The following is a 2368-nucleotide window of genomic DNA, read 5'->3' as shown; positions in this document are numbered from 1 at the left end:
ACATGGACAAGCCCTCGGCCTATTAGTACCGGTCAGCTCCACCCCTCACGAGGCTTCCACATCCGGCCTATCAACCCAGTCGTCTACTGGGAGCCTTACCCCATCAAGTGGGTGGGAGCCCTCATCTCGAAGCAGGCTTCCCGCTTAGATGCTTTCAGCGGTTATCCCTCCCGAACGTAGCCAACCAGCCATGCCCTTGGCAGGACAACTGGCACACCAGAGGTTCGTCCGTCCCGGTCCTCTCGTACTAGGGACAGCCCTTCTCAAGACTCCTACGCGCGCAGCGGATAGGGACCGAACTGTCTCACGACGTTCTAAACCCAGCTCGCGTACCGCTTTAATGGGCGAACAGCCCAACCCTTGGGACCGACTCCAGCCCCAGGATGCGACGAGCCGACATCGAGGTGCCAAACCATCCCGTCGATATGGACTCTTGGGGAAGATCAGCCTGTTATCCCCGGGGTACCTTTTATCCGTTGAGCGACGGCGCTTCCACAAGCCACCGCCGGATCACTAGTCCCTACTTTCGTACCTGCTCGACCCGTCAGTCTCACAGTCAAGCTCCCTTGTGCACTTACACTCAACACCTGATTGCCAACCAGGCTGAGGGAACCTTTGGGCGCCTCCGTTACCCTTTAGGAGGCAACCGCCCCAGTTAAACTACCCACCAGACACTGTCCCTGATCCGGATCACGGACCGAGGTTAGACATCCAGCACGACCAGAGTGGTATTTCAACGACGACTCCACCACGGCTGGCGCCGCGATTTCAAAGTCTCCCACCTATCCTACACAAGCCGAACCGAACACCAATATCAAGCTATAGTAAAGGTCCCGGGGTCTTTCCGTCCTGCTGCGCGAAACGAGCATCTTTACTCGTAGTGCAATTTCACCGGGCCTATGGTTGAGACAGTCGAGAAGTCGTTACGCCATTCGTGCAGGTCGGAACTTACCCGACAAGGAATTTCGCTACCTTAGGATGGTTATAGTTACCACCGCCGTTTACTGGCGCTTAAGTTCTCAGCTTCGCCACACCGAAGTATGACTAACCGGTCCCCTTAACGTTCCAGCACCGGGCAGGCGTCAGTCCGTATACATCGCCTTACGGCTTCGCACGGACCTGTGTTTTTAGTAAACAGTCGCTTCTCGCTGGTCTCTGCGGCCACCCCCAGCTCACACCGTAAAGATGATCACCAGAAATGGCCCCCCTTCTCCCGAAGTTACGGGGGCATTTTGCCGAGTTCCTTAACCATAGTTCACCCGAACGCCTCGGTATTCTCTACCTGACCACCTGAGTCGGTTTAGGGTACGGGCCGCCATGAAACTCGCTAGAGGCTTTTCTCGACAGCATAGGATCATCCACTTCACCACAATCGGCTCGGCATCAGGTCTCAGGCTCAATGTGTGACGGATTTACCTACCACACGCCCTACACCCTTACCCCGGGACAACCACCGCCCGGGCTGGACTACCTTCCTGCGTCACCCCATCGCTTACCTACTACAAGTCCGGTTCAGCGGCTCCACCACTCCCCCTCACTCCGAAGAGATCAGAGGCGGCTTCACGGCCTTAGCATCGCTCGGTTCAGTACTGGGCGTTTCAAAGCGGGTACCGGAATATCAACCGGTTGTCCATCGACTACGCCTGTCGGCCTCGCCTTAGGTCCCGACTTACCCTGGGCAGATCAGCTTGACCCAGGAACCCTTAGTCAATCGGCGCAAGAGTTTCTCACTCTTGTATCGCTACTCATGCCTGCATTCTCACTCGTGAACCATCCACCACTCGCTTACGCGGCGGCTTCACCCGGCACACGACGCTCCCCTACCCATCACAGCGGGCGTTGGCCCTCATGCTGCAATGACACGACTTCGGCGGTACGCTTGAGCCCCGCTACATTGTCGGCGCGGAATCACTTGACCAGTGAGCTATTACGCACTCTTTCAAGGATGGCTGCTTCTAAGCCAACCTCCTGGTTGTCTCTGCGACTCCACATCCTTTCCCACTTAGCGTACGCTTAGGGGCCTTAGTCGATGCTCTGGGCTGTTTCCCTCTCGACCATGGAGCTTATCCCCCACAGTCTCACTGCCGCGCTCTCACTTACCGGCATTCGGAGTTTGGCTAAGGTCAGTAACCCGGTAGGGCCCATCGCCTATCCAGTGCTCTACCTCCGGCAAGAAACACACGACGCTGCACCTAAATGCATTTCGGGGAGAACCAGCTATCACGGAGTTTGATTGGCCTTTCACCCCTAACCACAGGTCATCCCCCAGGTTTTCAACCCTGGTGGGTTCGGTCCTCCACACGGTCTTACCCGCGCTTCAACCTGCCCATGGCTAGATCACTCCGCTTCGGGTCTTGAGCGTGCTACT

At 56.9% G+C, this 2368-nt stretch carries 1 rRNA gene; it reads right to left on the bottom strand.

Going from position 1 to position 2368, the window contains the following annotated elements:
• Positions 1 to 2: 2 nt before the first annotated feature.
• Positions 3 to 2368, bottom strand: a 23S ribosomal RNA gene (locus AC13HU_RS35790); the annotation flags it as partial.

The organism is Streptomyces sp. NH27 (assembly GCF_056859195.1).
Note: the sequence above shows the minus strand (reverse complement) of the source record. Positions and strands in the feature narration are given on the sequence as shown.